The following is a 24,352-nucleotide window of genomic DNA, read 5'->3' as shown; positions in this document are numbered from 1 at the left end:
CATGACTATCGAATGGCACACACTCAACCGCGAACCGAGCCTGACGGACCTCTATGTAAAGGCCGCGACGCGACGCAAAATCACCGGCACTACGCTGCCGACCACAGGTTTGCGCTGCTGGATCACGGTCGATCCACAGCGCCTGGCGGCCTATCGCAAAGTCTGCGGCTTCGCCGACAACGGTTTGCTGCCCCCCACCTATCCACACATCCTGGCGTTTGCCTTGCAAATGCAACTGCTCACTGACAAGACATTTCCGTTTCCACTGCTGGGGTTGATACACCTGGGCAACCGTATTCGCATCCTGCGGCCAATGGGCGGGGTCAATCGCGCGCGGGTCAGCGTGCAGGTGCAGAACCTGCAACCCCATGCCAAAGGTGCGACGTTCGACCTGGTGACCACCCTCGACGATCAGCTGGGCGTGTTGTGGGAAGCGCAAAGCCAGATGCTGTGCCGGGGCGTAAAACTGGAAGGCGAGCCTGTCGAGGAAGTGTTGGCCTCGACGCTGGAGCTGATGGAGGTGGCGCGCTGGCAAGCGCCGGCGGACATTGGCCGGCAGTACGCCAAGGTGTCCGGCGACTACAATCCGATTCACCTGAGTGCCGTCAGCGCCAGGCTGTTCGGCTTCCCGACCGCCATCGCCCATGGCTTGTGGAACAAGGCCCGGACGATCGCGGCGTTGAGTGAGCACTTGCCGGCGGCGAATGTCGAGATCGCGGTGCAGTTCAGGAAGCCGGTGCGGTTGCCGAGCGAGGTGACACTGCTGTCCAGCGCGGCCGGTTCCAGTGGCGATTTCCAGTTGGTGGGTGCGGGGGATCTTGAGCATATGGTGGGGCATTGGCGGCCTGTCGCTTGACCCGAACGCCGTGATGTTTATCTGGGTGGATAGTTCGCCAGTATCCGTCCAACCGTTTCGCGAATCGCCGCACTGCGATCAGCGGGATTGGGTGAGTGGCTGAGCATTTGTTCATCACTGCCGCGCCACACCAACTTGCCGTCCTTGCCATCGAGCAGGTCGATCTGGATGGTCGCCACCTTGTAGCTGACGTTGCGGGTTTCGTTGTACATCGGCCCGCCCCAGTAGCCATTCCATGGGTTGCCCCAAGCGCCGCCGTAATTGGTGGTCACTTGTTGCTGGCGCTCTTCGACGATCAGGTAGGTCTGCACGCTCAAGTCGCCCCGGGTACCGGAAGCGGCGGGCCGCAAGCCGCGCTGATCGAGCTGATCGGCAACCGATTGGCGCACGCGCTGTTCAGTCAGGTCGCTCTTGATCCGCGGGTCATCGGGTCGATATTGCAGGGCGGGTTCTTTCCAGCTCCAGCTGCGATAGGCGGAGAAGTCGCGGCTGGCATCGAAGTCATGATTGACCTGGGTGGCGCAGGCGCTGAGCAGCGCGGCCACGGCCAGTAAAGCGAGACGGCGGAACATGGTATTTCTCCGGTTGAAGACATGAACCTGTGCAAAGCTTCCTGGTGAAGCTAATCAGGAGGATACGCCGACATTGCCTTTTCCACAGCCTCCCGTATGGCGTCGGTCTGCGCGCCCTGGCTGCCGCGCTGGCTGGTTTCGGCGCTGGAACTCCACACCGGTTGGCCGCTTTGTGCATCGAACAGATCCACCTGCACCACCACGACCTGCTCCTGATAAGTTCGAACGATCGGTACGGTGTTGTATACGCCATAGCCACTGCCGTAGCGGTTGTAACCGCCGTAGCCGCCATACCCGCCGCCGTAGTAACCGTAGTCATCGCGGACCTGACGCAAACGCGTCTCCAGGCGCAGGTCGGCGCTGACAAACAGGTCAGCCTGGCGATTGTCATGCAAGGGGCGCAGACCGCGCTGGTCGAGGGCGCTGCTGACGGCTTCGGCCACCTGCGCCGAGTCCGCCCAGGCGGTACCAGGCGGCAGTCGTCCATCGAGCCAGGCCCAGCTGCGGTAGCGCCCATAGTCACGCGGTGGCGCCGGGTACGCGCTGCGATCGAAGGTATTGGCCGCCTGGGGCGGTGCCGGCGGCAAGGGGTTGGATGTCGCCACATAAGGATTGCTGCCCTGACAGGCCGCCAACCCCAGACAGATCACCAGTAACCCTGAACGAGTTTTCATTTCGCGCTCCGATCAGACCGGCCGACAGATCCAGTGCAAGTAGCGCCCAAGCCCGGCGAAGCTTGGGTGGCGACGGTGGGCCAGCTCCATCTCCAGCAAGTCCACCAGTTCGGCACGGGCCTGGAATTCTACCGGCATGTAGTCGTGAAAAACCCGTACCCCGCTCTGGGTTTCGACCCGCCACAGGCCTTCAAGTTGCGCCGCCAGTTCACGCGGATCAAGGGGTTGCTGCGGGGTCAGGCTCTGCTTTTCACCGGCCATGTCGTTCTTGCGCATCTTGCGGAAGTGCCCCTTGAGCAGATTGCGATAAATCAGCGCATCGCGGTTGTAGAACGCCAGGGATAACCAACCTTCGGGTCGAGTCAGCTGATGCAGCACCGGCAGGATCGCGTGGGGTTCGGCGAGCCATTCCAGCACGGCGTGACACAGCACCAGGTCGTAGGGCTCGGTGAACTGTCCGGGCAGCTCCTGCCAGGGTGCCTGAATGAAGGTCGCGGTCTGCCCGGCGTCGGCGAAGCGTTGGCGAGCGCCCTCAAGCATCGGCGCGGCGGGTTCGGCGAGCGTGACCTGGTGACCGCGCTGAGCCAGCCACAACGACATGTGCCCCAGGCCGGCACCGATGTCGAGTACCCGCAATGGCCGATCCGGCAGGATTTCGGCCAGGTCGGCCTGAAGCACGGCCAGACGGATCGCGCCTTTGGCACCGCCATAGATTTTTTCGGCGAAGCGGGTCGCCAGTTGATCGAAATGTCGGTCGCTCATCAGCTGAACCTCCGTTCGCTGTCGGCGAGCTTGTTGCGCACCACTTCGTTCATGTCCAGCCCCAACTCGCTGCACAACAGCAAGAGATAGAGCACGATATCGCCGACTTCCTGCCCGGCATGGGCCAGTTTGTCCGCCGGCAGCTGGCGCGACTGGTCCTCGGTCAGCCACTGGAAGATCTCTACCAGTTCGGACATCTCAACGCTCGCGGCCATGGCCAGGTTTTTCGGGCTGTGAAATTGCCGCCAGTTATTGCGGTCACGGATGGCGTGCAGGCGTTCGGTCAGTTCAACAAGGTTCATCGGGTTCTCCTGAAGGCGTATAGCTTCAGGGGGATGGCCGGGGATGGCAAGGGGCGTTAGCCCCCTGTAGGAGCTGGCTTGCCAGCGAAGGCGTCTTCACAAGCGGCTCAAGGCTTGAAGCCGCCTTCACCGTAGGAGCCAGGCTTGCCGGCGAAGGCGTCTTCATGGGCGGTGCAAGGCTTGGGGCCGCTTTCGCTGGCAAGCCAGCTCCTACAGGGGGGTCCTCAACAGACCGGAAACTTTGCGTCATACTCAAACGATCCCGGCATCAGGGAACTCGCCACTGTGATCACTGGCCCAAGGCTCAACCACTTCAACAGGACGTTCACGACATGCAGGTAGAAAGTTTTTTCGAATGGCTCGGCCAGGTACTCGGTTCGATCATCCGGTTCATCGTTGATGCCCTCAGCGGGCTGTTCAATCTGTTGAGCAATGCCGGCAGCAACTTTGTCGAAGGACTGTCCCGCGCGCTGGGCATGGACGCTTCGATCATCAGCATCATCGCGTTGATCGTGGGGTTGATGCTGTTGTGGGCGGCGATTCGCGCCTTCATGAGTGCGTCGATCATCATGGGGATTATCTGGTTGCTGTTGGGGCTTTGGTTATTAAGCTGGATAATCCACTAACACCGCAAAAACCTGTGGGAGCGACGGTGCGACGATTCGACTTGCTCGCGATGGCCGCCTGACAGTCACCATAGATATTGAATGTGCCGACCTCATCGCGAGCAAGCTCGCTCCCACATGGATCGCGGCAAACTCCCGATGTGTCGCTACAATGCCCGCTCCCCCAAGGAGCCTGCATGTCCAACCTGATCGCCGACTGGCGCGACCGCCCTACCCACCGCCGGGTCTGGGCGCTCGCCGCACCCATGATCCTGTCGAACATTTCCGTACCGCTGGTGGCGCTGGTCGACAGTACGGTCATCGGTCACCTGCCCCATGCCCATCAACTGGGCGCCGTCGCGGTCGGGGCCACCCTGTATACCTTTCTCGCCTGGGCCATGGGTTTTCTGCGCATGGGCTCCACCGGCTTTGCCGCCCAGGCTGCGGGACGCGGGGACGGCGCGGCGTTGCGGCAAATCCTGTTGCAGGGCTTGCTGCTGGCCATGGGATTGGCCATCGTCCTGGGGGCGCTGGGCGTGCCGTTAAGCGGCGTCGCGCTGCATTTCATGCAACCCTCGGCCGAACTGGATCAACTGACCCGCGAATTTTTTCACACGCGGCTGTTCGGCCTGCCGGCAGCACTGGCCAGTTATGCCCTGGTCGGCTGGTTCCTGGGCACCCAGAACGCCCGGGCGCCACTGGCGATTCTGCTGAGCACCAACCTGGTCAACATTGCCTTGAACCTGTGGTTTGTCCTCGGGCTGGAATGGGGCGTGGTCGGCGCTGCGCGGGCCTCGGTGATCGCCGAATGGACCGGTGCAGTGATCGGCCTGCTGATGACCCGAAACGCCCTGCGCGCCTACCCTGGCCATATCGCCTGGGCTGCGCTGGCGCTGTGGCAGAGCTGGCGGCCGCTGCTGGCGGTCAACCGCGACATTTTCATCCGCAGCCTGGTCCTGCAATCGGTGTTTTTTCTCATCACCGTGCAAGGCGCGCGACTGGGCGATGCCACAGTCGCCGCCAACGCACTATTGCTTAACGGTCTGTTGCTGACGGCCCATGCGCTCGATGGCCTGGCCCACGCCGTGGAGGCCCTTTGCGGACACGCCATCGGTGCTCGCGACCGGGACGCCCTGCGCCGTTCGTTGGTGGTGGCCTGTGGCTGGTCGTTGCTGGCGAGCCTGGGCTTTGCCGCACTGTTTCTATTCGCCGGGCACCTGTTCATCGAAATGCAGACCGACATCCAAAGCGTGCGCGACACCGCATTCATCTACCTACCGTACCTCGCCGCCCTGCCGCTGATCGCGGTCTGGAGTTACCTGCTGGACGGCCTGTTCATCGGCGCCACCCGCGCCAGGGAAATGCGCAACGGCATGCTGTTGACGATGATTCTGATCTTGCCGTTCGCCTGGGCGCTGCAAGGCCTGGGCAACCATGGCCTGTGGATAACGTTCCTGTGGTTCATGGTCTTGCGCAGTTTGACCCTTGGCGCTTTTGCCTGGTTTCTGCGCAAGAACGACGGCTGGTTTACAGGCCGGACGCACTGATCCGGCGCGGCCGTGATGAACGCCGGGGTCAGTGTCGATCGGTCTGCCATCGGTCGCGCAGGCTGTGCAGACGCTCCTGTTGAGTCCGTCCCGACAAAGGCAGCACCAGCGCCGCGCGGGGGTATTGCAAGCGCAGCCATAACCACTCATCGAGCACCGGACGCTCGTTGAAGCCCAGCGCCAGCCCTTCCTGCAGATGCGACCACAGCCTGTTGTAATCGGTCCCCGTGGATTGGCTCCAGTGCCAGGCGTGCTGTTCCAGCAGACAGGTTTGCAGCTTTCCCTGTTGACCGGGGCTGAGGCTTTCTTCAATGGCTAACGGGCTCACCGCGAGCCCCGGGTTGTGCAGCTGCTGCCAGCTCTGACAGCCGATCGCGCGATCCGCCCAGGTTCCGCCGAACCAGTGCAACTGGCTGATCGGCCCCAGCCAGCGACTCAGCTCCCGGGCATCGCAGGCATCGAAAATATAACTGGCCGTGTTGGGGTTGTAGTAGTTCAACAAAGCGCGGTGATGCACGCCGACCGTGACCGTGAGCATACGGCGCAAATGCGCCAGCAGCGGCGACAGCGACGCCGCGCTGAAAACCAACAGTCCACGCCAGTCTTGCGCTTCGCTGTAGCACAACCCGGCCAGCGCCGGGCATGAGCCCAGGTCCACCAGAACCGGCCCCTGTTCGCGCGACGCATGCAGTTCCGTATCCTCGAACAACCAGAACCACCGCGCATGGGCAAACGTTTGCCGCAGTGTCGCCCCCGCCCGTGGCGCACCCGGCACATCCAGCAATAGCCATTGCGGGCTCGCGGCGATCATGCCGCACCGCTCCGGCCGAACCGCGTCGCCGCCCGGCAGGTGCAGAAAACCTGAGCGCAATGCGTGTAACTGCCGCCACCCGGCAGCAGGCACAGCAGCATCAAGGGCTCGCCGGAGCGCAGCATTCGGAGCAAGCCTTCGTCGGGCGGACAGTCGTCCGTCGCGCGGGGCTCCTCTGCCTCTTCGACAGCCTTCGGCAGGTGAAGAAAACCGGTAATCAGCGGCCGATCCGGATCGCCCTCGATAAAGCTCACCACCACTTCGGCGCCTTCACTGAGCGGCGAATCCGTTGCGCTCAGTTCGCTTGCCAAGGGCAGCCAACAGTGTGTGGGGATCGCGCCCTCGCCCTGGTAAAGCCAATCGAATTGCACGGCGACCGGCCTGGATGGATCCGGTCGAGACTCTTCGACATCGACGACCCAGGCCCGTTGCAGGCTGTGCATGCGCGGTTTCGTTGCGCAATGGGGCGACACCAGGGGCGCGTCCCGGTGAATCGCGCTGATCTGATTGCTATAGGGGGCCAGTGGATCCTGGCTCCCCTGATGTTCGATGTGGGTCAACAGCCACAGTTGATTCCAGTGGGCAACTGGATGGCCGGACAGCGACATCAGTTGACCACTGCGCAGCGTCGCCAGGTCCGTACGGCCTTTGGCACTCTGGGCGGTTCGTTGCTCCTGAAGCTGAAACTGCCGCACTGCCGGTTGCTCGCTGTCGACATGAAAATCCGCCAGCTCGCCAAGGCGAAAATGCGCCTGACCATCCCCGAAGACCACGCAGTGGCCCTGTGCGTGGTGCTCGAAATGGTAGTTAAGCCGTGCCTCGACGCACAGACGCTGGAGAAACTGCAGGTCCGATTCCCGGTACTGCGTACAGAAATCAAGGGGCGGGTAATCGCCACTCAACTCAAAGCGCCGATCATTGCCGGCAATGCCATGCTCCCTGAGTACCTGGCTGAGGATCTGCGGCACCGAGCGGGCACTGAAGATTCTCTGGCTGAAACGCTGGGCAAGGCATGCCAGCTTCGGCCCCAGCCGCACGCGGCAGAGCCGTGCAGCCGGACCCTGGTCACGCTGGACGAGTTCGTGCAGATGTCCATGAATAGCGTGTCCCGCCGGCCCGAAGTGCAGGTAGACCGGTTGGTACAGCAGGCTGGCAAGGTCAAGCGTCGGGTCATCTACCAGCAGATCCACATCGAACGCAAAAGGCTCGTTGATGGCTTCTTTACCGGTAAAGGCCAGGACTTCGAAGGCGTCGGACAGGCCTGCTACATCCAGACGAAATGAAGGCTCGTTGACTGGATCGAACATCGGCGATTCTCTACAGGAGGGGCGGCCGGGGATTCTCGCCGAGAGACATGGCCGAGTAGAGAGGCGAAATACAACTTAGGAAATGGCCTACGCGAAAAGAAGACCAAATACCTTTGATAGCTGAAAGTGGGGAAATTTCCTTAGCGAATAGAGAACCTTCCTACCAGGTCATCCGAAACTTCCGCAGTGAACGGAACATTTTCAGACAACCTGGTGAGAACGACGACTTACCTCAAGAGGACAGGTAAGACGACCGGGTCAAACCCAGACGCAGTGCGTCGAGGAATTGGGTGCGCTCGGCGGCGGTGATGCGGGCGCTGGCGCACTTGTCGCGGTAGTGGGTCATCAGTTCTTCCGGCGACAAATGCACGTAACGCAGCATGTCTTCGATGGTGTCGTGGGTTTCGATACCCGCGTGGTACACACTGCCGTCGGCATTCTGGTAGATGTTCACCGAGTCGGTGTCACCGAACAGGTTGTGCATGTCGCCGAGAATTTCCTGATAGGCACCCACCAGAAAGATACCCAGCAGGTAGTCCTCGCCTTCGTTCAAACCGTGCACCGGCAGGCTGGTTTCGATGCTCTGCTCGTCGACGTATTGTTTGATCTTGCCGTCGGAGTCGCAGGTCAGGTCCTGCAGCACCGCGCGACGCAAAGGCTCTTCGTCGAGACGATGCAACGGCAGGATCGGCAGCACCTGGCCGATGGCCCAGGTGTCCGGCAGGCTCTGGAACACCGAGAAGTTACAGATGTACTTGTCGGCCAGCTTGTCGTTGAGCTCGTCGAGCACCTGACGGTGCGAACGCTGACGGGCCTTCAGCGAGTTGTGCAGGCGACGGCACACGGCGAAGTAGCATTGTTCGGCCAGGGCTTTCTCGGCCAGGGTCAATTTGCCGTCGGCGTACTGGGTGGCCACGTCGCTCATGTAGTGCGTGGCGCGCCAGTAGGTCTCGGTGACCATCTCGATGTCGGTCGGACCCAGCAGGTCAACCAGCCACTGCACGGTTTCCGGCAGAGCTTCCTTGTTCTCGATCTGTGGCACGTCGTCGTTGTGTTTCTCGACGTCGGTTACCTGCACCACCAGCATGGCGTGGTGTGCGGTCAGGGAGCGGCCACTCTCGGAGAAAATGTTCGGGTGCGGCAGGCTCTGCGCATCGCAGAATTCCTTGAGCATCCCGACCACGACACCGGCGTAATCGTCCATGTCGTAGTTGATCGAACTGGCGTTACGCGAGTGGGTACCGTCGTAGTCCACGCCCAAACCGCCGCCGACGTCGATGTGGTCCACCGGCAGGCCGAGGTTGCGCAATTCGCCGTAGTAACGGATCGCTTCCTTGAAGCCGTGCTGGTAGTCCGCCAGGTTGGCGATCTGCGAGCCCATGTGGAAGTGCAGCAGGCGAATGCCCTGATCCAGGCCCGCGGCACGGAAACGCTCGACCACCGACAGCAGCTGCGCCGCCGACAGCCCGAACTTGGATTTTTCGCCGCCGGTGTCCGCCCACTTGCTGGACGCCAGCGAAGACAGGCGCACGCGCAGACCGACCTGAGGCTTGACCTTCAGCGAGGCGGCTTCTTCGATCACCAGGGCGACTTCGGATTCTTTCTCGATCACGATGAACACGTTGTGGCCCAGTTTCTGCCCCATCAGCGCCAGACGGATAAACTCGCGGTCCTTGTAACCGTTGCAGACGATGGTGCCGCCTTTCGGTGCGAGCGCCAGCACCGCCAGCAGCTCAGGCTTGGAGCCGGCTTCCAGGCCGATGGACACGTCCTGGGTGGCGATGATGTTTTCGATCACCGCTTCCTGCTGGTTGACCTTGATCGGGTACAGCGCGGTGTACTTGCTCTGGTATTCCAGGCGCTCGATGTTGGCGTCGAAGGCACCGGTCAGCTGACGCACGCGGTCTTGCAAAATGTCAGGGAAACGCACCAGCAACGGCAAGGACAGGCCGCTTTGGCGCAGCTGGTCGACTTGCTCGAACAGGTCGATAGGCGAACTGGCCGGACCGTTCGGACGAACTTCGACGCGACCGGCGTCATTGATCGCGAAATACCCGGCCCCCCAATGGCGAATCCCGTAAACACTGCGGCTGTCCGCAACTGTCCATTGGCTGCCATCGTCTTTGCGTGTGCGTCGTACGGACATTGAAGTCCCCTATAAAGAAGTCATAGAGCGTCGCCTGGGTTCAGGCCGGCGCAGTCTAAAGAATGAAAATGACGGTTCGTCAACGAGGGGATAGACCTCGCTGACCGCGATGAGTTTAGAAACCGGTCAGAACAGGCTCTGTGAAAACCATGTAGACGACGCCGGGCCTGGGTCAGGACCGGATCAAGCCGAGGGTGGGTTTCACAGAGGCTGCTAGCCGCCGGACTTCTTCGCCTTGAAACCGTGCTTGATCAGTTCGGCCAAGAGTAGCTCGACATGATCGCCCTGGATTTCAATGATGCCGTCTTTCAACGCACCGCCGGTCCCGCAACGTTTTTTCAACGTGGTCGCCAGGTCCTTGAGCGCGTCTTCGGCCAACGGCACGCCGGTGATGGTGGTCACCGTCTTGCCGCCACGCCCCTTGCTTTCGCGACGCACGCGAGCGATGCCGTCGCCGGCCGGGATAACGGTCTGTTTGCAGATGCAGGCATCCACCGGTTTACTGCAATCGGGGCAATGACGACCTGCGTCGGTGGAAAATACCAGGCCACCAAGGGCGGCGAAGGATGCGGCTTTTTTGGCCACCGGCAATCCTCTTGGGAGGACAAAGACTGGTCGCGGCAGCTGTGCCATCGACCGCGAAGCCCCACTCAGGCAGGGGCAGCGCTACTGAACCGGTACAATCCTGTAGGAGCGAAGCTTGCTCGCGAAGAACGCAAGGACGATGCGGACAATCTGAATGCACGCGTTATCGTTAACGTCCTTCGCGAGCAAGCTTCGCTCCTACAGAAGAGCAATACCGGTTCAGTTTGAAAAGGTCGCGCAGTGTAACGGCAAAAAGCCGACTTGCTAAGAGCCAATCGGCGCCAATTTATGCCGCTTATGCGACGTCCGGCCCTTGGGACCGGAGATAGCGCCGCAAGGCCGCCAAAGAGTCCGGGCAATAAGGCTTCTGCGTGATTTCCAGCAGAACCTGATCGATCGGGATGAAGCGCGCTTCAACCACTTCTTCCGGTTGCAGGATCAACGGGCCGTCCCACACCGCCGAAAACGCCGAACACCAGAGTCGGTTGCCGGTGTCCTCGAAGTAAAAGTGATCATGGGCGGTCAGTTCCACACCGCCCACGCCCAGCTCTTCTTCCAGCTCACGGGCCGCCGACTCGGCGTAAGTCTCGGTGGCCAGCACCATGCCGCCGGCCGCAACGTCCCAGTAACCCGGGTAAATCGCTTTGCTCAGGGTGCGTCGGTGCACGCACAGTTCACCGGCGGAATTGAACAGCATGATGTAGGTGCCGCGACCGATCAGCCCGCGCTCGCGCAGCTCGGAGCGGACCAGGGCGCCGAGCAGGTTGTCCTGCTCGTCGACCCAGGCGATCTGTTCGGCATCCGAGGCCGCACGATGGGCGGCCTCGCGCAGACTATCGATGGAGCTATCAACCATGACTCAGCCCTGATTGAGCAACTGACGCAAATCGATGACCGCGGCGTTGGCCCGGGAGATGTAATTGGCCATGACCAGCGAGTGGTTGGCCAGCACACCGAAGCCGCTGCCGTTGAGGATCATCGGGCTCCACACCGGTTCTTGCGAGGCTTCCAGTTCACGAATGATCTGGCGCACGCTGACCGTCGCGTTCTTCTTGGCCAGCACGTCGGCGAAGTCGACTTCGATGGCGCGCAGCAGATGGGACAGTGCCCAGGCCTGGCCACGGGCTTCGTAGAACACATTGTCGATCTGCATCCACGGGGTTTCGACGATTTCTTCGTCGACCTGCGGGACCTGACCTGGTGCAACGACTTCGGTTTTCAGCGCGGTATTGAGCTTGACCCGGCCAACGCTGGCCGACAGTCGTTGCGACAACGAACCCAGGCGGGTGCCGACATCGCCCAGCCAGTTGTTCAGGTTGTCGGCGCGGGCATAGAACAATGCGCTTTTCTGACTCGGGTCGGACAAGCGTGCCTGATAACGGCTCAGGGACTTGATCCCTTCCTGGTATTCAGACTCACTGGATGGCAGCACCCAGCTTTTGTTGTCGAAGTTGAAACGCGGCTCGGCCTTGGCCAGGTCGGCGTCTTCGGTGGACTGCGACTGGGAACGGGCGAAGTCCTTGCGCAGCGCACGGCTCAGGTCACGGACCTGGACCAGCACGCCATATTCCCAGCTCGGCGTGTTATCCATCCACAGGCCTGGAGGGAAACGGTCATTGGAAATATAACCACCCGGTTTGGTCAGCAAGGTATCGGCGACGCTCTTCAGCGTTTCCACCGTGGTATAGCCGATGACCATCTGCTTGCCTTCTTTCTCGGCTGCCACCTGGGCATTCTGTTGAACCGGGAACAGCGCGGGTTCCTGGCTCCAATACCAGCCCAGCGCAACCGCAACCAGCAGGTAAAGGCCGATCAGTGTGGCCAGCGCCCGGCTGAACAACAGGCCGCCAAAATAACTGCGGGTGGCCGATTTCGGTTCAGCGGCACGTTCAGGCGCGCTGCCCGCGCGGTTCTTCCAGTCCAGCATGGCGATATCCTTTCAATCACTTGAGTTCATCGGTTCGACCACAACCCTACGCCATCGTGCCTCGTTTGCCGTGCATTAAATCCGGCGCAATGGGCGAGCCGCGCACGGGCGCGATCGAGCGGCCACTATAAATGAAGCGCGGCCGCCAGCCTATCCGACCAGTCGGCCACAAACTGAATGAGGTCGCTTTGCAGATTATTGACGTGCGACACTCATGCCCATGACAAGGGGTGCTAGCATAGAGCCACCATCAGACCTCAGCATGCACCCTCTCTAGTAGTCAGGATATGACCGAGCCAGAAGAACCCAGCCGTGAGCGCCTCAAGCACCACTTTGCCCAGCGGGTGATTCATCAGGCACGTCAGATTCTTGAAATATGGCAGCGTCTGCAAAGCAACGAGTGGTGCAACACCGACTTATCGGAACTGAGCGAGGCCAACCTGCGTCTGCTGCGTTTTGCCGAGCGCTTCGAACAACCGGAACACACCCAACTGGCGCGCCTCATCGGCCAGTCGCTGCAGTCGGTCGACGCCAATCGCGGACGCCTGAACAGCGGTCTGATCAATGACCTCAATCACCTGATGCAGCGCTTGTCGCGCACCGGCCTGCGCCATGGCGATCAGCTTGAACAAACCTTCCTGCCGCCGTTGCGCAAGCCCATCTATGTGATGCTGCAGGATCACGACCGCGCCGAACGCCTGGCCAGGCAGCTGGAATTCTTCGGGCTAAGCGCCCAATCCCTGGACAGCGTGGCGGCATTTCGCTCGTCGATGGCCGAGCGCTTGCCCGCGGCGATCGTCATGGACGTCGACTTCTGCGGCGCCGGCATCGGCCTGAAACTGGCCGCCGACGCCCAGATCGGCCTGGATGAACCGTTGCCGCTGCTGTTTTTCAGCCTGCAGGAAACCGACACGCCGACCCGCCTTGCCGCGGTGCGCGCCGGTGGCAAGGAGTTCCTGACCGGCACCCTCGAGGCGTCGAGCCTGCTGGAGAAAATCGAAGTCCTGACCTGCGTCGCCCAGTACGAACCTTATAAAGTGCTGATCATCGATGACTCCCGCGCCCAGGCGCTGCACACCGAACGCTTGCTCAACAGCGCCGGGATCGTCACACGCACGCTGATCGAGCCGATCCGGGCGATGGCCGAGCTGGCGGACTTCCAGCCGGACCTGATCATCCTCGACATGTATATGCCGGCCTGCACCGGTACTGAACTGGCCAAGGTGATCCGCCACAATGATCGTTACGTCAGCGTGCCGATCATTTACCTGTCTGCCGAAGACGATCTGGACAAGCAACTCGATGCCATGAGCGAGGGCGGTGACGATTTTCTGACCAAACCGATCAAGCCCCGACACCTGATCACCACCGTGCGCAATCGCGCGGCGCGGGCGCGCAACCTCAAGGCGCGGATGGTTCGCGACAGCCTCACCGGTCTCTACAACCACACCCACATCCTGCAACTGCTCGAAGACTGCAGCTTGCGCGCCCGTCGTGAAAGCAAGCCCCTGAGTTTTGCAATGCTGGATATCGACCACTTCAAACGTGTCAACGACAGCCACGGCCACCCCATGGGCGACCGTGTGATCAAAAGCCTGGCACTGTTCCTCAAGCAACGCCTGCGCAAAACCGACTTCATCGGGCGCTATGGCGGTGAAGAGTTCGCCATCGTGATGCCGGACACCGACCTCGAATCGGCTTACAAAGTGCTCGAAGAAATCCGTCAGCGTTTTGCCGAAATCCATTACCCGGCCCAGCCCCAGGACCTCTGGTGCACCTTCAGTGCCGGGGTCGTCGAGTTGTGCGAAAACTCCGACGGCCTGATGATGGCCAGCCAGGCTGACGAGGCGCTGTACCGCGCCAAACATGCCGGACGCAACCGCGTACAGGCGGCGCGAACCTTGAAGCAAAGTGCCATCTTTTCCGCGGAATCGACCGAATCGGTCATGACCCTGTAACACAATCGCAATAACTTCAGGCACTTACCATTCTCCCGTTGGTAGTCCCGCGATGCGCCTGAAGTTGCTGACCAATCTCAATACCCTCCTGTTGGTCGCCGTGTGCGTGGCCCTCGGCGCCACCCTGTGGTGGTCGCAAAAGGCCCTGGAACGTCCCTATCTATTGATGGAGCGCTATCTGGGCCTGTCCCGACAATTTCAGGACGACGTCGCACGCAACATCGAGGATTACCTCGCCAGCGGCGATGCCCTGCGCCTGAGCAGCGGCGGTCAGGCCATCGACAGGCTGCACAACGAACTCGGCGAGTTGCCCCCGGCATTGGCCGAGACCTTGCGCCCGAGCCTGTCGAATCTGGATGAGTTCAGCAAAACCGACCTGTTGGCTGCCGGCAAGCTCGCCGGTGATCCGCAGGCACTGCTGCTGCAAGCCGAGCGCGAACTGGGGGCCAGCCTTGATCAGCTCAGCCAGTACGCCAGCGGCAATGTGGCTTACCTGACGCCATTGCTTGCCGCGTCCCGGCATTTGGGCAAACTGTCCCTGGCCCGGGACAAGCTGGTCAGCAGCGGTCGCAGCGAATTGGCCGCCGATGTCGAGCGCGAAGTCAGCAACATCCGTCTTCAAGCCGAACAGCTGGACGCCTTGCCACTACTGGGCGTGACGGCCAGTAACGAGTCGAGCACGGATGATTTCGCGGCGATGATGGGCCTGGAGAACACCGAAAAAACCGTCGCAGAAGAGGCTGGCGTCGGCCTCAAGCGTGAATTCAATAGCCTGCTGACCCGTTATCCTTCAGAGCTTGCCCGCACCCGCGAGCAGATCCGCAAACGCGCCGACCTCAGCGCCGCCACTCACCTGAAAATCGCCGCCGTGCAGCAGGCCATTGCCGGACTGGAACCGGTGGTCCGCGCCCAGCACGGGCAGATCCAGAGTGAAGTGCGGTTGATACAAGGGGTGATGATCGGCCTGATCCTGTTGATTGCATTGCTCATCGATACCCTGCAGCGACGTCTGGCGCGAACCCTGACCAATCTGGCCCCGGCCCTGTCGACCTGGGCCGAGGGCGATTTCAGCCAGGACATCGAATTGGGCAAGACCAATCGCGAATTGCATGACATTCAAGCCTCGCTCAATCGCCTGCGGGCTTATCTGGTGGATCTGGTGGGCACCATTCGCCTCAACGCCGAGCAGGTCGCCGGCAGCAGCCGAACCCTGGCTGAGTTGAGCCACGACCTGCACAGCGGCGCCGAGCATCAGGCCGGCGACACGGCGTTGATCCGCGACTCCCTCGGCGAACTGGAGGCGACCATTCAACAAGTCGCCGGTGATGCCAGCCAGGCCGCCGATGCCAGTCGACATGCAGGACTGGCGGTGGAGCACGGGCAAAAAGTCATCGGCCTGAGCCTCACCGGCCTGCATGCGTTGGTGGGGGAGGTGCAGGGCAACGCGCAGATGATCGAACACCTGGCCGAGGAATCGGCAACCATCGGTGGCGTGCTGACGGTGATCCGCTCCATTGCCGACCAGACCAACCTGCTGGCCCTGAACGCCGCCATCGAAGCGGCCCGTGCCGGAGAAATGGGTCGTGGGTTTGCGGTGGTGGCCGAAGAGGTTCGCACTCTGGCGCAACGCACTGCCCGGGCGACCGCAGAGATTCAAACCTTGATCGCAGGCCTGCAAACCGCCGCGCGGCAATCGGTGGACGGCATGCGCGCCCAGGTCGAGCATGCCGAAGCCACCGCCAATCAGGCGCAAGCGGCTGACGGCGCGCTGGATAAAATCGTCGGGGCGATCCAGACCATTTCCGACACCGCCGTGCGCATCGCCGATATCACCGCCCAGCAGAGCGGTGCTGTCAGCGAAATCCGCGACCACAGTGAGCGGATTCACCAGTTGGGTGGGGATAATTTGCTGCGCATTGGCCAGGGGCGTGAGCAAGGGGAGCATTTGTTGGTGCTGGGTGGGCGGTTGCATACGGCCGTTCAGGCCTTCCGCGTCTGACAGACCGCCCCGTACCTGTAGGAGCGAGCGGTGCGGCGATCCGACTTGCCCGCGAAGAACGATAACGCGGTCTGCTTGAAAGACCGCGTCGCCTGATTCGCGGGCAAGCCACGCTCCTACGGGTACAGGGCAATCTGCGCGACTGTCCGCTATCATGCCCTCACTTTCGATACGCGAGACTGTCATGCGCCGTTTGCTCTGCCTGTTGTTTTTCATGCTCGCCCTGCCGGCCTCCGCCGCCGGTTTGCTGGAGAGTCGGCCCAGTTCCACCCTGGGCTCGATCAACAACAGCGCCGACTTCCTGCCGGTACGCGAAGCCTTTCAATTAAGCCTGGTAGACAGCACGCCGCAGTCGATCAAACTGCGATTTGTCGCCACCGAGGGGTACTACCTCTACCGCCACCGCTTCCAGTTTCGCGCCGAGCCCGCCGATGTCAGCCTCGGCGCCGCGCAATTGCCCAAGGGCGAACAGAAGCACGACGAGTATTTCGGCGATGTCGAGGTCTACCACGGCATTCTCGAGGTTGAGGTGCCGCGCACCGATCAACGCGCCTTCACCCTGGTCGTTACCTATCAGGGCTGCGCCGACAAGGGCCTGTGCTATCCGCCCGAGACCGAGCGCCTGGACATAGAGGGCGACACCGGTGCCACGAGCTGGGGCTGGCGAGAACTTGCCCTGTTCTTCCTCGCCGGTGTGGGCCTGACGTTCACACCCTGCGTACTGCCCATGCTGCCGATCCTGTCCGGCGTGGTGTTACGCGGCCAGGTCGGCGGCATACGCGGCTTCTACCTGTCCCTGGCCTACGTCCTGCCAATGGCCATCTGTTTCGCCTTGCTCGGTGCGTTGATGGGCATGTTCGGCGCGCAGCTCAATCTTCAGGCGCGGCTGCAGTCGGCCTGGGTGCTGGTGCCGTTCGCGACGTTCTTTGCACTGTTTGCCCTGGCCATGTTCGGGGTGTTCGAACTCAAGCTGCCGCACGCTATCAGCAGTCGACTCGACCGAATCGCCGGCCGTACCGAAGGCGGCTCGCTGTGGGGTGCGGCGGTGCTTGGCGTCGTCTCCAGCCTGCTGGTCTCGCCTTGCGTATCGGCACCCCTGGCTGGTGCGCTGCTATACATCAGTGCCAGCGGCGATGCACTGGGCGGCGGCTTGAAACTGTTCATGCTCGGCCTCGGCATGGGCGCACCGTTAGTCCTGGTAGCTACCGGGGGGGCGGCCTGGCTGCCGAAAAGCGGGCCATGGCTGATCCATGTGAAAAACGCGATCGGGGTATTGTTGCTGGGCCTGGCAATCGGCCTGCTCAGTCGGGTAGTGCCGGGGCAGATCACTTTGCTGCTGATCGGTTTGCTCGCCGGCGGTGTCGGTTTGTTCATGGGCGCGCTGGAGTTCGTCTACAAACCTCCTCGAAAACGCCTGGGCCAATTACTCGGGATGTTCCTGCTGTTTTACGCGCTGGCCTGCTGGTACGGCGCATTCAGCGGCCAGACCGACCCGCTCAACCCGATCGGCCAGCCGCGCCTTGTCACGAACACTGAGCAAACGCAGGGCAGCAGCGCCTGGCAAACCATCAGTACCCCGGCAGAGCTCGATCGCGTGCTCGCCCAAGCCAAAGCATCCGGCATACCGTTGCTGCTGGACTGGTACGCCGACTGGTGCATCAGTTGCAAAGTCATCGAACATCAGGTGCTCAACGATGCCACGGTCATGGAACGGCTCAAGGGCTATCGATTGATTCGCTTCGACATCACCGAAAGCAATGCCGAGCAACGCGCCCTGCTCGACCGCTACAAACTGTTCGGCCCGCCGGCGCTGATGTTTTTCCGCAAAGACGGCACCGAACAGGCCGATGTGCGGGTGATCGGCGAGATCAGCGCAGCGGACTTCGCCGAACGTGTCAAAAAAGCAAATGACCGGATTTAACACCCCGGTCATTTATTTCGCGCAAACATCGGCCATCGTGCGGGCTATTGCATAGAACTGGACAGTCACAAAGGCTTTGCGGCATAGTCGCCGGGTTCTGACAATTGCACACAGTTCACAAGGAACAGCAGATGGCGACGCTATTGGTTCTGCACGGACCCAACCTGAACATGCTCGGCACCCGTGAACCGGGCACCTACGGCGCTACGACACTGGCGCAGATCAACCAGGATCTGGAACGTCGTGCCCGTGAAGCCGGCCACCATTTGCTGCACCTGCAAAGCAATGCCGAGTATGAATTGATCGACCGCATCCACGCTGCCCGCAGTGAAGGCGTGGACTTCATTTTGATCAACCCGGCAGCTTTTACGCATACCAGCGTCGCATTACGTGACGCGCTGCTGGCAGTGAGCATCCCATTCATCGAAGTGCATTTGTCTAACGTGCACAAACGCGAACCTTTCCGCCATCACTCTTACTTCTCCGACGTAGCGGTGGGAGTGATCTGCGGCCTTGGCGCCAGCGGTTACCGACTGGCCCTGGAGGCTGCACTAGAGCAGCTTGAACAACAAGCTATACGCCCCTGACCGACCCTTGGGAGTTGATGATTCATGGATATCCGTAAAGTTAAGAAACTGATTGAGTTGCTGGAAGAGTCCGGCATCGACGAGCTCGAGATCAAGGAAGGCGAAGAGTCCGTACGCATCAGCCGCCACAGCAAAACGCCAGCTCAGCAGTACTACGCACCGGCCCCTATGCACGCTCCGGCGCCTGCGCCTGTTGCTGCAGCAGCTCCAGTTGCCGCCGCTGCACCGGCAGCCCCGGCCGCACCGGTCTTGAACGGTAACGTTGCCCGCTCACCAATGGTCGGCACCTTCTATCGCAAGTCTTCGCCATCTTCGCCTTCTTTCGTTGAAGTCGGCCAGACCGTGAAGAAAGGCGACACCCTGTGCATCGTTGAAGCCATGAAGATGATGAACCACATCGAAGCTGAATCCAGCGGTGTGATCGAATCCATCCTCGTCGAAGACGGCCAGCCGGTTGAGTACGACCAACCGCTGTTCACCATCGTTTGAACCGCGGAGAGCCTTTGATGACTGCGAAGTTGGAAAAAGTCCTGATCGCCAACCGCGGTGAGATCGCCCTGCGGATCCTGCGCGCCTGCAAAGAAATGGGCATCAAGACTGTCGCCGTTTACTCCAAGGCCGACAAGGAACTGATGCACCTGGGCCTGGCAGATGAATCCGTCTGCATCGGTCCAGCGTCGGCCGCTCATTCTTACCTGCACATTCCGGCAATCATCGCCGCGGCTGAAGTGACCGGCGCTACCGCCATTCACCCGGGCTACGGCTTCCTTGCGGAAAACGCCGACTTCGCCGAACAGGTGGAAAACTCCGGCTTCGCCTTCATCGGCCCGAAAGCCGAGACCATTCGCCTGATGGGCGACAAGGTATCGGCCAAGCACGCCATGATCGCCGCTGGCGTTCCAACCGTTCCGGGATCCGATGGCCCGCTGCCTGAAGACGAAGAAACCGCGCTGCGCATCGGTCGCGAAGTCGGTTACCCGGTGATCATCAAAGCCGCTGGCGGCGGCGGTGGTCGCGGCATGCGCGTCGTGCACAAGGAAGAAGACCTGATCTCTTCGGCGAAACTGACCCGCTCCGAAGCGGGCGCGGCGTTCGGCAACCCGATGGTCTATCTGGAAAAGTTCCTGACCAACCCACGTCACGTGGAAGTCCAGGTCCTGTCCGACGGCCAGGGCCAGGCGATCCATCTGGGCGACCGCGATTGCTCGCTGCAACGTCGTCACCAGAAGGTTCTCGAAGAAGCACCGGCACCGGGCATCGACGAGAAAGCACGCGCTGAAGTCCTCGCTCGCTGCGTCAAGGCGTGCATCGACATCAACTACCGTGGCGCGGGCACTTTCGAGTTCCTGTACGAGAACGGCGCGTTCTATTTCATCGAAATGAACACCCGTGTTCAGGTTGAGCACCCGGTTTCGGAAATGGTCACCGGCATCGATATTGTCAAGGAGATGCTCAGCATCGCCGCTGGCAACAAGCTGTCGTACACCCAGGATGACGTGGTCATCCGCGGTCACGCGCTGGAATGCCGGATCAACGCCGAAGACCCGAAAACCTTCATGCCGAGCCCAGGCACGGTCAAGCATTTCCACGCCCCGGGCGGCAACGGCGTTCGCGTCGATTCGCACCTGTACAGTGGTTATGCCGTTCCGCCGAACTACGATTCGTTGATCGGCAAGCTGATCACCTACGGCGCAACCCGTGACGAAGCGCTGGCGCGCATGCGCAATGCGCTGGACGAAATCGTGGTCGACGGGATCAAGACCAACATCCCGCTGCACCGCGACCTGGTCCGCGATGAAGGCTTCTGCAAAGGTGGAATCAACATCCACTACCTGGAACACAAGCTGGCTGGCGATAAGCACTAAGCTTTGATCCAGACCAACAAAGCCGCCTTCGGGCGGCTTTGTTGTTTCTGGACATTACCGTCCCCCGCAGGAGCGAGGCTTGCCCGCGAAGGACGCGCATCGGCACCGCTGATACACCGCGGCGCCTGGTTCGCGGGAAAGCCTCGCTCCTACGAAGAGCACGCGCGTGTCGGTCTTGTCGTCTTCTGTCGCGCGCTCGCGTAAACTTGCGCGCTTCTCGCAGCCCGCTAGGCTGCAATCAATATTTTTCAAAGGTGCCCGCCATGCCTTGGCTGCAAGTCCGTCTCGCCATCAGCCCAGAACAAGCCGAAACCTACGAAGACGCTTTCCTTGAAGTGGGCGCCGTTTCGGTGACCTTCATGGACGCCGAAGACCAGCCGATTTTCGAGCCGGAGCTCAACACCACGCCGTTGTGGTCGCACACGCACCTGCTGGCCCTGTTCGAAGGTGGCACCGAAGCCGCCACCGTGCTGGCTCATCTGGAATTGCTGACCGGCAGTCCGCTGCCTGAGCATCACAGCGAAGTCATCGAAGACCAGGACTGGGAACGCAGCTGGATGGACGGTTTCCAGCCGATGCGCTTCGGTCAGCGCCTGTGGATCGTTCCGAGCTGGCACGCGGCACCTGAGCCAGACGCGGTGAACCTGCTGCTGGATCCGGGCCTGGCATTCGGCACCGGGACTCACCCGACCACCGCGCTGTGCCTGGAATGGCTCGATGGCCAGGACCTGAAAGACTGTAACGTCCTGGACTTCGGCTGCGGTTCGGGGATCCTGGCGATCGCCGCGCTGCTTCTGGGCGCAAAGCAAGCCGTAGGCACCGACATCGACGTGCAAGCGCTGGAAGCCTCCCGCGATAACGCCGGGCGCAACAATATTGCTGAAGAACTCTTCCCGCTGTATCTGCCGGAAGACTTGCCGCCGGTTCAGGCCGACGTGCTGGTGGCCAACATTCTCGCCGGCCCGCTGGTTTCCCTGGCGCCGCAACTGTCCAGCCTGGTCAAGCCAGGTGGTCGCCTGGCGCTGTCGGGCATCCTCGCCGAACAAGGTGAAGACGTTGCCAAGGCCTACGCCGGGGACTTCGACCTGGACCCGATCGCCAATCGCGATGGCTGGGTGCGCATTACCGGTCGTCGGCGCTAGAATGAGCCTCTGCATGAACCGGACCGCCGCATGACCGACAGTTTCGTCACTCAGTGCCCGCATTGCCAAACCAGCTTCCGCGTCAGCCATGCTCAGTTGAGCGTCGCCCGCGGAGTGGTTCGTTGCGGCTCGTGTTTGCAGGTGTTCAATGCCGCCAAGCAATTGCTGGAGCAACGGGCCGACAAGGAAACCGTCACACCTGCAGCCCGGGCCATTGTCGAACCGCCAGCACCGCGTGCCATCAGCCAGAAGCAGTGGTCCGCCGCGGAAATGGACCTGGACAGCCTGGACCTGGACAAAGAACTCGCTCGGCTTGAACAACGGGAAATCCAGCCGACCACGGAATTCGGCCGGCATCGCGAAAACGGCCTCAGTGCTCGTCGCGACTCTGTCGAGCACGACGATGAACCCTGGTCCGACAGCCTCTTCAGCGAATCGGCAGCCGATCGCGCCCAAGCGGCCGAAGCCGACCAACGGGAAACACAGCCAGAACAGGGCAAGCACTCGCGCACCGAACCTTCGTTCTCGCTGGAACCAGTTGATCTGGACGACGAGCCCCAGGTGCCGCAACTGCGCCTGGATGATCCGCTCGACATGCCCCTGCGCCATGATCGCCTGTCGGCAACCGATGCACCTGACGACGACCTGCCCCCGATTGCCCCCCTGCGCAAGCGACACGAACGCAGCGAGTCGACCGAACGTGTCGAAGCCTTGCAGGACCTGACCGACGACCCGCTGCAACTGGATTGGCAGAAACGTCGCGCCCCCTGGAGCCGACGGCTTTTCTGGCTGCTACTGGTCCTGCTGGGGGCCGCCGCCCTCGCCGGCCAATACATTGCCTACCACTTCGATGAGATGGCGCGCCAGGACCAGTACCGGCCATGGTTCCAACTGGTGTGCCCGCAAATCGGCTGCACCGTGCCGTCCAAGGTCGACATCGCGAAAATCAAGAGCAGCAACCTGGTGGTGCGCAGCCATCCGGACTTCAGCGGTGCACTGGTGGTCGACGCGATCATCTACAACCGCGCGCCGTTCTCCCAGCCATTCCCGCTGCTGGAGCTGCGTTTCGCCGACCTCAACGGTCACCTGATCGCCAGCCGTCGCTTCAAGCCTGGCGAATACCTCAACGGCGATCTTGAAGGGATGGCGGAAATGCCTCCGCAAACGCCGATCCACATCGCGCTGGATATTCTCGATCCAGGTTCCAAAGCGGTGAATTACAGCCTGAGCTTCCACTCGCCCGAGTGAAACGGTTCAGTGTTACGGCATTGACGGCATATTTCTGACTTTGACCGCTCGTACCAAACCGCTGGCAATAACAGAATCGCTGTTCAGATTTTGTTCAATTCAGCCTTTATCCAGTCATCGAGAGCGGGTATCATGCCAACCCTTTTTCGAAGTCTCATGATCCGGCCCCACAACAGGGAAGCCCTATGTCGGCGGTACGCATCGGTCCATACACATTACACAATGGCTTGATCCTCGCCCCCATGGCGGGTGTCACGGACCAACCCTTTCGTCAGCTGTGCAAGCGGTTGGGCGCGGGGCTAGTAGTCTCGGAAATGGTCACCAGCGACATGAGTTTGTGGAACACCCGCAAATCGCGCATGCGCATGATCCACGAAGGTGATCCCGAGCCACGCTCGGTACAGATCGCCGGTGGCGATGCGCAGATGCTGGCGAATGCGGCCCGGGCCAACGTCGAACTGGGCGCGCAGATTATTGATATCAACATGGGCTGTCCGGCCAAGAAGGTCTGCAACAAGGCCGCCGGCTCCGCGTTGTTGAAGGATGAAGCACTGGTGACCGAGATCCTGCAGGCCGTAGTGGCCGCGGTTGATGTGCCGGTCACCCTGAAGATCCGCACTGGCTGGGACCGGGACAACAAGAACGGCCTGACGGTGGCGAAGATTGCCGAGCAGGCAGGCATCACGGCGCTGGCGGTTCATGGCCGCACCCGTGCCGATCTGTACACCGGTGAAGCCGAGTACGACACCATTGCCGCGATCAAGCAGGCGGTGTCGATCCCGGTCTTTGCCAACGGCGATATCGATTCACCCGAGAAGGCCCGGTATGTGCTCGACGCGACCGGTGCCGATGGCCTGCTGGTAGGCCGGGCTGCCCAGGGGCGGCCATGGATTTTTCGTGAGATCGATCATTTCCTGCGTACCGGCGAGAAACTCCCGGCGCTGGAGCTGATCGAGGTGGAACGCATTCTGCTTGAGCATCTGGCCGCGCTGCACGTTTTCTACGGAGACGTCATGGGCGTACGCATCGCTCGAAAGCATGTGGGCTGGTATCTCGCAACCTTGCCGGGCGCCAGGGAGTTTCGCGCCCACTTCAATCGTTTGGAAGATACGGAAGCACAATGCGCCAACGTTCAGGGCTTCTTCGCCGAACGTTACAAGAGCCTGACAGGGGACGGAGACGAGGTGGCCGCATGACGATGATGACCGAGACTTTAGTGAGTGGAACAACACCCGTGAGCGACAACGTGAATTTGAAACAGCACCTCAACACGCCGAGCGAAGAAGGCCAGACCCTTCGCGGGAGCGTGGAGAAGGCGCTGCACAATTATTTCGCCCACCTTGAGGGCGCTGCCGTCACGGATGTGTACAACCTCGTGCTGTCCGAAGTCGAGGCGCCCCTGCTCGAGTGCGTGATGAACTACGTCAAGGGCAACCAGACCAAGGCCAGCGAGCTGCTCGGACTGAACCGGGGCACCCTGCGCAAGAAACTCAAGCAGTACGATTTGCTGTAAGCATTCAATCAAACCAGAAAGGCGC

Annotated in this window: 22 protein-coding genes and 1 pseudogene; 13 read left to right on the top strand and 10 right to left on the bottom strand. The window is 61.3% G+C overall.

The genetic code is table 11. The features are described 5' to 3' along the window. Position 1: 1 nt before the first annotated feature. Positions 2–856, top strand: coding sequence for a MaoC family dehydratase (locus tag PMA3_RS02650; protein WP_064675718.1), 855 nt, complete (start codon positions 2–4; stop codon positions 854–856). Between the two features lie 17 nt (positions 857–873). Here PMA3_RS02650 and PMA3_RS02645 read toward each other — a convergent pair whose 3' ends face one another. From PMA3_RS02645 to PMA3_RS02630, 4 genes are read right to left on the bottom strand one after another with little or no spacing between them, the layout of a single operon-like run. Continuing rightward, on the bottom strand, positions 874–1,428 hold the full coding sequence (locus PMA3_RS02645; protein WP_064675717.1) for a DUF4136 domain-containing protein: 555 nt from the start codon (positions 1,426–1,428) through the stop codon (positions 874–876). Between the two features lie 50 nt (positions 1,429–1,478). Further along, positions 1,479–2,102 carry a DUF4136 domain-containing protein gene (locus PMA3_RS02640; protein ID WP_064675716.1) on the bottom strand — a complete coding sequence of 208 codons (624 nt, stop codon included), beginning with the start codon at positions 2,100–2,102 and terminating at the stop codon, positions 1,479–1,481. Positions 2,103–2,114: 12 nt separating this feature from the next. Continuing rightward, positions 2,115–2,864: a methyltransferase domain-containing protein gene (locus PMA3_RS02635; RefSeq protein WP_064675715.1), complete on the bottom strand. Its 750-nt coding sequence runs from the start codon at positions 2,862–2,864 to the stop codon at positions 2,115–2,117. Beyond that, on the bottom strand, positions 2,864–3,166 hold the full coding sequence (locus PMA3_RS02630) for a MazG-like family protein (protein WP_064675714.1): 303 nt from the start codon (positions 3,164–3,166) through the stop codon (positions 2,864–2,866). Before PMA3_RS02630 ends, PMA3_RS02635 begins: the two co-directional genes overlap by 1 nt. Before the next feature lie 332 nt (positions 3,167–3,498). Between PMA3_RS02630 and PMA3_RS02625 the strand changes: the two genes are divergently transcribed. Together PMA3_RS02625 and PMA3_RS02620 are read left to right on the top strand one after the other, a co-directional pair. Further along, positions 3,499–3,792 (top strand): hypothetical protein, encoded by a 294-nt coding sequence (locus PMA3_RS02625; protein WP_064675713.1) that lies wholly within the window; start codon positions 3,499–3,501, stop codon positions 3,790–3,792. A 176-nt stretch (positions 3,793–3,968) separates the two neighbouring features. Further along, on the top strand, positions 3,969–5,318 hold the full coding sequence (locus tag PMA3_RS02620) for an MATE family efflux transporter (protein ID WP_064675712.1): 1,350 nt from the start codon (positions 3,969–3,971) through the stop codon (positions 5,316–5,318). Positions 5,319–5,346: 28 nt separating this feature from the next. On the opposite strand, the gene PMA3_RS02615 is transcribed toward PMA3_RS02620, so the two are convergent. From PMA3_RS02615 to PMA3_RS02590, 6 genes are all read right to left on the bottom strand, one after another. Further along, on the bottom strand, positions 5,347–6,129 hold the full coding sequence (locus PMA3_RS02615; RefSeq protein ID WP_064675711.1) for a DUF4123 domain-containing protein: 783 nt from the start codon (positions 6,127–6,129) through the stop codon (positions 5,347–5,349). Then, entirely contained in the window at positions 6,126–7,436 is a 1,311-nt protein-coding gene (locus PMA3_RS02610) for a type VI secretion system Vgr family protein (protein ID WP_064675710.1), read from the bottom strand. The genes PMA3_RS02615 and PMA3_RS02610 overlap by 4 nt, the downstream gene beginning before the upstream one ends. Positions 7,437–7,668: 232 nt before the next feature. Then, on the bottom strand, positions 7,669–9,582 hold the full coding sequence (gene speA, locus PMA3_RS02605) for an arginine decarboxylase (protein WP_064675709.1): 1,914 nt from the start codon (positions 9,580–9,582) through the stop codon (positions 7,669–7,671). A 213-nt stretch (positions 9,583–9,795) separates the two neighbouring features. Next, positions 9,796–10,167 (bottom strand): translation initiation factor Sui1, encoded by a 372-nt coding sequence (locus PMA3_RS02600; protein WP_033059567.1) that lies wholly within the window; start codon positions 10,165–10,167, stop codon positions 9,796–9,798. 295 nt (positions 10,168–10,462) lie between these two features. Beyond that, on the bottom strand, positions 10,463–11,023 hold the full coding sequence (locus PMA3_RS02595) for an NUDIX hydrolase (RefSeq protein ID WP_064675708.1): 561 nt from the start codon (positions 11,021–11,023) through the stop codon (positions 10,463–10,465). Positions 11,024–11,026: 3 nt separating this feature from the next. Continuing rightward, a complete protein-coding gene (locus tag PMA3_RS02590) occupies positions 11,027–12,094 on the bottom strand; it encodes a DUF2333 family protein (protein WP_064675707.1) in 1,068 nt (355 codons plus the stop codon). Positions 12,095–12,381: 287 nt separating this feature from the next. Between PMA3_RS02590 and PMA3_RS02585 the strand changes: the two genes are divergently transcribed. The 10 genes and pseudogenes from PMA3_RS02585 to fis all read left to right on the top strand — a co-directional run bounded on the left by PMA3_RS02585 (position 12,382) and on the right by fis (position 24,327). After that, the gene (locus PMA3_RS02585) at positions 12,382–14,052 is read left to right on the top strand and encodes a diguanylate cyclase (RefSeq protein ID WP_064675706.1); all 1,671 of its coding nucleotides are present in this window, start codon (positions 12,382–12,384) and stop codon (positions 14,050–14,052) included. A 1,492-nt stretch (positions 14,053–15,544) separates the two neighbouring features. Beyond that, positions 15,545–16,051 (top strand): annotated as a pseudogene (locus PMA3_RS33495) (methyl-accepting chemotaxis protein); the annotation flags it as partial. A gap of 184 nt (positions 16,052–16,235) precedes the next feature. Then, the gene (locus PMA3_RS02575; protein ID WP_064675704.1) at positions 16,236–17,972 is read left to right on the top strand and encodes a protein-disulfide reductase DsbD; all 1,737 of its coding nucleotides are present in this window, start codon (positions 16,236–16,238) and stop codon (positions 17,970–17,972) included. 131 nt (positions 17,973–18,103) lie between these two features. Continuing rightward, positions 18,104–18,559, top strand: a complete 456-nt coding sequence (gene aroQ / locus PMA3_RS02570) for a type II 3-dehydroquinate dehydratase (RefSeq protein WP_008031265.1) — start codon at positions 18,104–18,106, stop codon at positions 18,557–18,559. Positions 18,560–18,583: 24 nt separating this feature from the next. Further along, the gene (gene accB, locus PMA3_RS02565; RefSeq protein ID WP_033059578.1) at positions 18,584–19,048 is read left to right on the top strand and encodes an acetyl-CoA carboxylase biotin carboxyl carrier protein; all 465 of its coding nucleotides are present in this window, start codon (positions 18,584–18,586) and stop codon (positions 19,046–19,048) included. A 17-nt stretch (positions 19,049–19,065) separates the two neighbouring features. Then, positions 19,066–20,424 carry an acetyl-CoA carboxylase biotin carboxylase subunit gene (gene accC, locus PMA3_RS02560; protein ID WP_064675703.1) on the top strand — a complete coding sequence of 453 codons (1,359 nt, stop codon included), beginning with the start codon at positions 19,066–19,068 and terminating at the stop codon, positions 20,422–20,424. Between the two features lie 263 nt (positions 20,425–20,687). Then, positions 20,688–21,566 (top strand): 50S ribosomal protein L11 methyltransferase, encoded by an 879-nt coding sequence (prmA, locus tag PMA3_RS02555; protein ID WP_064675702.1) that lies wholly within the window; start codon positions 20,688–20,690, stop codon positions 21,564–21,566. 30 nt (positions 21,567–21,596) lie between these two features. After that, on the top strand, positions 21,597–22,814 hold the full coding sequence (locus PMA3_RS02550) for a DUF3426 domain-containing protein (RefSeq protein WP_064675701.1): 1,218 nt from the start codon (positions 21,597–21,599) through the stop codon (positions 22,812–22,814). A 185-nt stretch (positions 22,815–22,999) separates the two neighbouring features. Continuing rightward, entirely contained in the window at positions 23,000–24,010 is a 1,011-nt protein-coding gene (gene dusB / locus PMA3_RS02545; protein WP_064675700.1) for a tRNA dihydrouridine synthase DusB, read from the top strand. After that, positions 24,007–24,327: a DNA-binding transcriptional regulator Fis gene (fis, locus tag PMA3_RS02540; protein WP_007907419.1), complete on the top strand. Its 321-nt coding sequence runs from the start codon at positions 24,007–24,009 to the stop codon at positions 24,325–24,327. Before dusB ends, fis begins: the two co-directional genes overlap by 4 nt. Positions 24,328–24,352 lie beyond the last annotated feature (25 nt).

The organism is Pseudomonas silesiensis, assembly GCF_001661075.1.
GTDB classification, from domain to species: Bacteria; Pseudomonadota; Gammaproteobacteria; order Pseudomonadales; family Pseudomonadaceae; genus Aquipseudomonas; species Aquipseudomonas silesiensis.
This window is presented reverse-complemented; position numbering and strand designations above follow the sequence as displayed.

Coding starts and splice junctions, on each gene's coding strand:
- prmA (WP_064675702.1), top strand. CDS start 20,688: ATGCCTTGGCTGCAAGTCCGTCTCGCCATCAGCCCAGAACAAGCCGAA.
- PMA3_RS02615 (WP_064675711.1), bottom strand. CDS start 6,129: ATGATCGCCGCGAGCCCGCAATGGCTATTGCTGGATGTGCCGGGTGCG.
- PMA3_RS02620 (WP_064675712.1), top strand. CDS start 3,969: ATGTCCAACCTGATCGCCGACTGGCGCGACCGCCCTACCCACCGCCGG.
- dusB (WP_064675700.1), top strand. CDS start 23,000: ATGTCGGCGGTACGCATCGGTCCATACACATTACACAATGGCTTGATC.
- accC (WP_064675703.1), top strand. CDS start 19,066: ATGACTGCGAAGTTGGAAAAAGTCCTGATCGCCAACCGCGGTGAGATC.
- PMA3_RS02575 (WP_064675704.1), top strand. CDS start 16,236: ATGCGCCGTTTGCTCTGCCTGTTGTTTTTCATGCTCGCCCTGCCGGCC.
- PMA3_RS02610 (WP_064675710.1), bottom strand. CDS start 7,436: ATGTTCGATCCAGTCAACGAGCCTTCATTTCGTCTGGATGTAGCAGGC.
- PMA3_RS02585 (WP_064675706.1), top strand. CDS start 12,382: ATGACCGAGCCAGAAGAACCCAGCCGTGAGCGCCTCAAGCACCACTTT.
- PMA3_RS02630 (WP_064675714.1), bottom strand. CDS start 3,166: ATGAACCTTGTTGAACTGACCGAACGCCTGCACGCCATCCGTGACCGC.
- speA (WP_064675709.1), bottom strand. CDS start 9,582: ATGTCCGTACGACGCACACGCAAAGACGATGGCAGCCAATGGACAGTT.
- PMA3_RS02550 (WP_064675701.1), top strand. CDS start 21,597: ATGACCGACAGTTTCGTCACTCAGTGCCCGCATTGCCAAACCAGCTTC.
- PMA3_RS02590 (WP_064675707.1), bottom strand. CDS start 12,094: ATGCTGGACTGGAAGAACCGCGCGGGCAGCGCGCCTGAACGTGCCGCT.
- PMA3_RS02625 (WP_064675713.1), top strand. CDS start 3,499: ATGCAGGTAGAAAGTTTTTTCGAATGGCTCGGCCAGGTACTCGGTTCG.
- aroQ (WP_008031265.1), top strand. CDS start 18,104: ATGGCGACGCTATTGGTTCTGCACGGACCCAACCTGAACATGCTCGGC.
- PMA3_RS02635 (WP_064675715.1), bottom strand. CDS start 2,864: ATGAGCGACCGACATTTCGATCAACTGGCGACCCGCTTCGCCGAAAAA.
- PMA3_RS02650 (WP_064675718.1), top strand. CDS start 2: ATGACTATCGAATGGCACACACTCAACCGCGAACCGAGCCTGACGGAC.
- PMA3_RS02645 (WP_064675717.1), bottom strand. CDS start 1,428: ATGTTCCGCCGTCTCGCTTTACTGGCCGTGGCCGCGCTGCTCAGCGCC.
- fis (WP_007907419.1), top strand. CDS start 24,007: ATGACGATGATGACCGAGACTTTAGTGAGTGGAACAACACCCGTGAGC.
- PMA3_RS02640 (WP_064675716.1), bottom strand. CDS start 2,102: ATGAAAACTCGTTCAGGGTTACTGGTGATCTGTCTGGGGTTGGCGGCC.
- accB (WP_033059578.1), top strand. CDS start 18,584: ATGGATATCCGTAAAGTTAAGAAACTGATTGAGTTGCTGGAAGAGTCC.
- PMA3_RS02595 (WP_064675708.1), bottom strand. CDS start 11,023: ATGGTTGATAGCTCCATCGATAGTCTGCGCGAGGCCGCCCATCGTGCG.